Origin of the sequence: Amycolatopsis sp. La24 (assembly GCF_029087445.1) — a bacterium.
Lineage (GTDB): Bacteria > Actinomycetota > Actinomycetes > Mycobacteriales > Pseudonocardiaceae > Amycolatopsis > Amycolatopsis nivea.
On the sequence record NZ_JARACH010000018.1, the window covers coordinates 140,222 to 147,193 of the forward strand.

At 70.2% G+C, this 6,972-nt stretch carries 5 protein-coding genes; all 5 read left to right on the forward strand.

From position 1 onward, the window contains the following. Positions 1-283 precede the first annotated feature (283 nt). The 5 genes from PUT80_RS19300 (at position 284) to PUT80_RS19320 (ending at position 6,923) form a co-directional block, all read left to right on the forward strand. Positions 284-1,306: a hypothetical protein gene (locus PUT80_RS19300; protein ID WP_037364578.1), complete on the forward strand. Its 1,023-nt coding sequence runs from the start codon at positions 284-286 to the stop codon at positions 1,304-1,306. Between the two features lie 161 nt (positions 1,307-1,467). Continuing rightward, positions 1,468-1,797 (forward strand): pilin, encoded by a 330-nt coding sequence (locus PUT80_RS19305; RefSeq protein WP_238604466.1) that lies wholly within the window; start codon positions 1,468-1,470, stop codon positions 1,795-1,797. Positions 1,798-1,801: 4 nt separating this feature from the next. Further along, positions 1,802-3,934 (forward strand): hypothetical protein, encoded by a 2,133-nt coding sequence (locus PUT80_RS19310; protein ID WP_101438031.1) that lies wholly within the window; start codon positions 1,802-1,804, stop codon positions 3,932-3,934. Then, positions 3,931-5,082 (forward strand): PrgI family protein, encoded by a 1,152-nt coding sequence (locus tag PUT80_RS19315; RefSeq protein WP_101438030.1) that lies wholly within the window; start codon positions 3,931-3,933, stop codon positions 5,080-5,082. Before PUT80_RS19310 ends, PUT80_RS19315 begins: the two co-directional genes overlap by 4 nt. Then, entirely contained in the window at positions 5,079-6,923 is a 1,845-nt protein-coding gene (locus PUT80_RS19320; RefSeq protein WP_101438029.1) for a DUF87 domain-containing protein, read from the forward strand. The genes PUT80_RS19315 and PUT80_RS19320 overlap by 4 nt, the downstream gene beginning before the upstream one ends. Positions 6,924-6,972: the final 49 nt, after the last annotated feature.

Here is a 6,972-nt window from a genome sequence, read left to right on the forward strand (position 1 = left end):
CGAATCAAAGTCGCCCGACCGAGTCGTCGTGCACCCTCCTCTACGAACAGTCGCTTGCCTACTAAGGATCGCTTAAACGCCAGCTCGCCAGCTACTAAGACGATCGAGGACGCCGCCAGGGTGCGCCGCCAGCAAGAGGTCTTCGAGTCCTTCGAGGCTTCGGTTTTAGTAGCCGAATTTGCCTGCCAACAAGATCATCCTTGTTCTTTTCTTGCCCCTTTCTTGTCGCCGCCCTGGCGTCCTGACGGAGCTGATTCACCAACTCCAGTCAGGAGCGCATCAAATGACGAACGACGAGACTGCTTCTGCGCTTATCCGCCCTGATCGCGGGGGACACGAATGGTTGCCATTGGACACCGCGCGCGACGCCTTCGGGTGGCTGGTCACCGGGCCGAAGCCGATGGCCGTGCAGGGGGCCCGGTTCGCCGGGTTGCCGCGGCGCCCGGTGCCGCTGGACGAACTGCGGGACCGGGTGATGAGCAAGCAGTGCCCGCCCCGCACGCGCGACGACGTGTGGGCGCACCTGGTGCTGCGTTCCCGCACGCACGGGGGTGCCTGGACGGTGGCGTGCGTCGGGATGGCGCTGCCGTCGCTGGCCGCGAGCGCGCGATGGCTGGCGGCGCGGTATCGCGGCGATCGCGCGGACGCCCACGCGGCGGTGCTCGCCGGGTTTGTCCACGCGCTGTCGACCGTCGATCTGGCCGACCCGGCCATCGCGGTCCGGCTGCACTTCGCCGCCCGCCGCGCCGGGCAGGAAGCATTGGAGGAGTCGCTCGACGCTCCGATGCCGGCGGGCTCGGGCTACCGCTCCGCGGCACCGCGCCCGCCGTACGGACATCCCGACTTGGTGCTCGCGCGGGCGGTCGGCGAGCAGATTCTCACCCCCGCCGAAGCGGAACTGATCTCGGCGACACGGCTCGGCGACACCTCGGTGACCGACTGGGCGCACCGTCATGGCGCTGCGCTGAAGACCGCGTTCAAGGCCCGTGATCGAGCCGAAGACCGACTCGTCGCGTGGCTGCGCGATCAGGTCGCCGGCGCTGGCCCCGAAGACCCTGTCGCCGACGCAGCTGTCGCCGCTCTCGTCGTCGATCCACCGGACGCTCCCGCCGAGGAAAACCCAGGTGTGTCACGTGCTGTGAGCGGTCGTCTGCGCAACGGCCGACCGGCTTCTTCCAGGAAATCGTCACGGGCGGTGTCGAAAAACGACCCGAAATCCGGCCTCTTGGGGCGCGGGGAGACCTCACCCGGCTCTCCGCGTACCGCCGAGCACGAGCCGACTTCGGAGGTGCGCCGATGCGCGTGACACCCCATCCCCAGACTCAGCACACCCCCGCGCCGTCGTGCTTCCTCGCGTCGAGCACGACCGACCGGAAACGATCCCGCCCCGGCGTCGTCAGCCACTCGCGGCCGACGGCACACACGGATACCACACGCACCTGTCATCGGATCTCTCGGTCGCGGCCAGTGCGCCACGCGGCGATCTACGCGGTACTCGGCGCGGTCCTGCTCAGCTCGCTCGCCGCGGATGCGGCGCAGGCTTCCACACAGGTGCTCGCGATCGCGAGCAGCGTCGGGCAGGTCTTCGACAACATCCGCAACTGGCTCATCGGCATCCTCGCTGGGCTGGCGACGGTGTTCCTCACCATCGGCGGCGTCCGGTACCTGATGGCCGGGGGCGACCCCGGCGAAGTCGAGAAGGCCAAGCAGTCGTTCAAGTCGGCGGGCTGGGGCTACGGGTTGGCTGCGCTGGCACCGCTAGTGGTGGAAACCCTGCGCGGGATTGTCGGGGCCTGAGGCTATGACCGCGACCCGACGCTCCCGCGTGCCCGAGCCCGATCGCGGCGAGCCCGGCACCGGCTCGCGCCCGTTGGACCCGGTGCGCCGGGAGCGGGTCCTGCTCGCCCCGCCGACCCCGCAGCGCACCGGACGTGGTTCCCGGCGGCGGGTCTGGCTGCTGGCGCTGGGCCTGACCATGCTGCTCGGCGGTGCGCTGGCTGTCAGTGCGTGGGCCGCGCCCGGCGCACCCCGGCAGCCGAGCACGCAGCCCGCGGCGCAGCAACCGCCGCCGTTGCCGCTGCCGCCCAACCCCAGCGACACGTGTGCCCCGAACTCGCCGGACCCGGCGTGCCGCTTTCCGACCGGCTCGCCGCGCCCGTCGGTCCCGGCGACGCCACTGCCTCCGATCACCGAACTGCCGCCACCCACGAGCTGCTTCCCCGGCCAGATCGGCTGCACACCCGGCAGCCCGACCGCCGCGCCGAGCACGACTGCGAACCCGCCGTGCACGGGCGAGGACTGCATTCCGCAGCCCACCCCGCCGCCGAGCACGAGCCCGCGGCCGGGCGGTCCCAGTACGGGAAACGGCGATCCGGACTGCGGGCTGACCAACATCACCGGCTGCATCGCCAAGGCGATCAACGGCGTGTTCAAGGATCTGGTCACCGCCGCGCTGTCGCCGATCCTGGACTTGCTCGGCCACACCGTGCTGACCACGCCGACGCTGGACCAGCTTCCCGGTATCGGCGAACTGTGGGACAACTCGTGGCAGATCGTGCTGGCCTGCTACGGGATGCTGATCCTGGTCGCCGGGATCGTCGTGATGTCCCACGAGACGGTGCAGAGCCGGTACTCGATCAAAGAGATCGGCCCGCGGATCCCGATCGGGTTCCTCGCCTCCGCGCTGTCGCTGTTCTTCGCCGAGAAGCTCATCCGGCTGGCGAACGCGCTGTCCGCCGCAGTCCTTGGCGACGGGGTGGACCCGCCCTCGCTGGGATCCACGCTCAAGGACGCGGTCGATGGCGCGGTCTCCGGCGGGTTCTTCATGATTCTGCTGGCGCTGGTGCTGGTGGTCGTCGGGATCGCCCTGCTGGCTGTCTACGCAGTGCGTGTCGTCATCACGCTGATCCTGATCGCCACCGGGCCGCTGTTTCTGATGTGTCACGGCTTGCCCCACACCGACGGCATCGCCCGGTGGTGGTGGAAGGCGACCGGGGCGACGCTGGCGATCCAGGTCGCGCAGTCGCTCGTGCTGATCGGCGCCGTGCGGACCTTCCTGACCGGCGGGGTGCATCTGTTCGGCTCGACGCTGTCCGCGCTCGGCATGCTCATCGCCGCGATCGCCTTGTTCTACGTCCTCTTCAAGATTCCGTTCTGGTTCCTCTCGGCCGCCAGGATCGGCAACGGCCGCTCTCTCCTCGGAAGTCTCGTCAAGACCTACATCGCAGCGAAAACATTCGGGATGGTCGCCGGGAAGTCCGGCCGCTTCGGCAAGGCCAGCACGGCCGCCGGCGGCAAGGGACACAGGGGCGGCGGTGGCCGGGGCGGTGCTGCTGCCGATCCGCCGTGGCCCCCTCATCCGCGGAGCCCGCGGACACCGGAGGCGGTCAACAAGCGGATGCAGGCGGCCTACGACGCCGAGCGCGCCCGTGCTGCCCAGCAGCCGCGCCCGCCCTCGCAGCGACCGGAGTTTCTGCAGCCCGGTCCGCAGGAGACCATCCACGACCCGGCCGTCACCTCGGCCAGTCAAGGACCCACCATGCCCGAATTCAGTTCCGCACCCAAGCCCGGCATCCCAGCCCCGCCGCCCGCCGGGCGGCACCGCAGGCGGGCTCCGACGGCGCCCCGGTTCCAAGCTCCTGGTGCACCGCGCCGAGCCGGTGGTGCCGCGACTCCGGCTCGGCCGGTCGCGACGGCCGCGGTTCCTCCGTACTTGCGGTTCCAGCCGCCGACGCCGGAACCGCCCCACGTGTCCCGTCCGGCCACGCCCGCGACTGCGCCGCCCGCCGCGCCGGTGTTCCGGACCGCGCACCCGCAGCCGCGCCTCGGCGACGCCCGCCCGCGCACGCCGTCCGTGCCGCCGGTGACGTTCCGGGCGCCGACCACGCCACCAGCTCCGCCGAAAGCCCCGCCCCGTGGAGGTGAGAAGTCATGACCCAGCCCGTGCGCATCCCCTCCGATGTCGATCGCGAGGATCGCGTCCTGGCCAACCTCACCGCCCGGCAGCTGGCGATCCTCGCCGTGACCGGGATCGTGCTCTACGGTGCCTGGACGCTGACCCGCGGTGTGGTGCCGCTGCCGATCTTCCTGATCGCCGCTGTTCCTCTCGGTGTCACGGCCGCGGTCCTGGCGCTGGGTCAGCGCGACGGCATGAGCCTCGACCGGCTCATGCTCGCCGCCCTCCGCCAGCGGCTGCAACCCCGCCGCCGCGTCGCCGCCCCCGAAGGGGTCCGGCCCGCACCCGAGTGGCTGACCAGCACCATCACCGCGACCGATGTGGCGGGCAGGTCGGAGGTGTCTCCGGCGGCGCTGCGGCTGCCCGCGGAAGGAGTCACCGAGGCCGGGGTCGTCGACCTCGGCCCCGACGGGGTCGCGATGGTCGCAGTGGCCAGCACCGTCAACTTCGCCCTCCGCACACCCGGCGAGCAAGAGGCCCTGGTCGCCAGCTTCGGCCGGTATCTGCACTCGATCTCCGCGCCGGTGCAAATGCTCATCCGGGCCGAACGGCTGGACCTGAGCCAGCAGATCAGCGACCTGCGCGAGGCCGCCCCCGGATTGCCGCATCCGATGCTCGAAGCCGCCGCGGCCGAGCACGCGACCTACCTCGACCAGTTGCGCCGCTCCACCGATCTGCTGCGCCGCCAGGTACTGCTGGTGCTGCGCGAGCCGATCCGCGCCACGGGGCCGACCGACGGGCTCGGCGGCGCGTCCCCGCTCGCCGCACTGCGGGCACGACGCGCCCGCAGCCGGGACGGCGAGGTCACCGAGACCGCGCGGCACTCGGCGGAAACCCGGCTCGTGCGGAGGCTGGGCGAAGCCACCGAACTGCTCTCCCCAGCCGGGATCACGATCACGCCCCTGGAGGCCGGGCAGGCCACCGCCGTGCTGGCCACCGCGTGCAACCCAGACAGCCTGATCCCGCCCTCGGCAGGCCTGGCCGGCGCAGACGAAGTCATCACCACCGCCGCCCCGGACCCCGACGACCAGCCACCAGTCCATCACCGAAGCACGACCAGCCGGGGCGGGCGCGACAGCGCACCGGAGCCGACGGTCCTGGACGAATGGGAGGGCGGGGACCTATGAGCAGGAAGTTCGGCCGTGCCCGAGGCCGCGGGACGCAGCACGCGAATGCACCGTTGGGCAGGGCCAGTGCGTTCACGCCGGATTCGCTGTCAGTCGCACCCCGGCACCTGGAGATCGGCGGCGAATGGGTCGCCAGTTTCGCAGTCACCGGCTACCCGCGCGAAGTACACGCCGGATGGCTGCAACCGCTGCTGTCCTACCCCGGCCGCGTCGACGTGTCGCTGCACATCGAGCCGATCGACCCGGTCACCGCCGCCCACCGGCTCAAGCGCCAGCTGTCCAAGTTGGAATCGGGGCGGCGACACACCAGCGAGAAGGGGCGGTTGCTGGACCCGATGGTCGAGGCCGCCACCGAGGACGCCTACGACCTCTCGGCCCGGGTCGCCCGCGGCGAAGGCAAGCTGTATCGGCTCGGGCTGTATCTGACCGTGCACGCCACCAGCGAGGACGATCTCGGCGAGCAGGTCGCCGCAGTGCGAGCGCTCGCCGCGTCCCTGTTGATGAACGCGCAGCCGACCACCTACCGGTCGCTGCAGGGCTGGGTGTCCACCCTGCCGCTCGCGCTCGATCTCATCGGCATGCGCCGCACCTTCGACACCAGTGCGCTGGCCGCCGCGTTTCCCTTCACCAGCCCCGATCTGCCGCCCGCTGACCCGACCAGTGTCGCTGCACCGGCCGGTGTGCTGTACGGGTTCAACGTCGGATCGCAGGGTTTGGTGCACTGGGACCGTTTTTCCGCGGACAACTACAACGCCGTAGTGCTCGGGCGCTCCGGCGCGGGCAAGTCCTACCTGGTGAAGCTGGAAACCCTGCGCAGCCTCTACCGCGGCGTCGAGGTCGCGATCATCGACCCGGAGGACGAGTACCGACGACTCGGCGAGGCCATCGGCGGCACCTACATCCACCTCGGCGACGCCGACGTCCGCATCAACCCGTTCGACCTTCCGATCGCCATCAGGCCGGACGGTCGCCGCACCGCCCCCAAAGACGCCCTCACGCGCCGGGCGCTGTTCGGCCACACCGTCATCGGAGTGCTGCTCGGCACCGAACTATCCGCGCAGCAACGAGCCGTGCTCGACCGGGCGATCATGGCCACCTACCAGCAAGCCGGGATCACCAGCGACCCGCGGACCTGGGGCAGGCAGGCACCGCTGCTGGCGGATCTCGCCGCGGTCCTCACCGCCACCGGCGATCCGATCGCCACGGATCTCGGCTCCAGATTGCACCCGTTCGTCGAGGGCGCGTTCTCCACGATGTTCTCCGGGCCGACCACCACGCGGCCCGAGGGCCACCTGACCGTGTTCAGCCTGCGTGACCTGCCCGACGAACTCCGGCCGATCGGCACCCTGCTCACGCTGGACACGGTGTGGCGGCGGGTGTCCAACCCGGCCATCCGGCGGCCGAGGCTGATCACCGTCGACGAAGCGTGGCTGCTCATGCAAGACCCTGCCGGCGCGCGTTTTCTGCACCGGATGGCCAAAGCAGCCCGGAAACACTGGGCGGGCTTGACGATCGCGACCCAAGACGTCGGCGACGTCCTCGGGACAGACCTGGGCAAGGCGATCATCGCTAACGCGGCGACGCAGATTCTGCTACGTCAAGCGCCGCAGGCGATCGAGGAGATCGTGGAGACCTTTAACCTGTCCGAGGGTGAGAAGCAGTTCCTGATTTCCGCGGACAAGGGACAAGGTCTGCTCTCGACCGGGACGCAGCGAGTCGCGTTCCAGTCGCTGGCTTCGCCGCAGGAAAACGCGCTCATCACAACTTCCCCAGAGTTCCTCGCAACTTTACCCGAATCTGAGCGGAACTCTGGGTATTTGGTGCTTGACGATGATAGCTGAATCCCGGAGTTGGGGAACTATGGAATCGTCATTCCTTTGTGGATTGTTC

Bases quoted from the DNA above. Each gene is read 5' to 3' on its own strand.
- PUT80_RS19300 (WP_037364578.1), top strand. From the start codon at position 284: ATGACGAACGACGAGACTGCTTCTGCGCTTATCCGCCCTGATCGCGGG.
- PUT80_RS19310 (WP_101438031.1), top strand. From the start codon at position 1,802: ATGACCGCGACCCGACGCTCCCGCGTGCCCGAGCCCGATCGCGGCGAG.
- PUT80_RS19315 (WP_101438030.1), top strand. From the start codon at position 3,931: ATGACCCAGCCCGTGCGCATCCCCTCCGATGTCGATCGCGAGGATCGC.
- PUT80_RS19320 (WP_101438029.1), top strand. From the start codon at position 5,079: ATGAGCAGGAAGTTCGGCCGTGCCCGAGGCCGCGGGACGCAGCACGCG.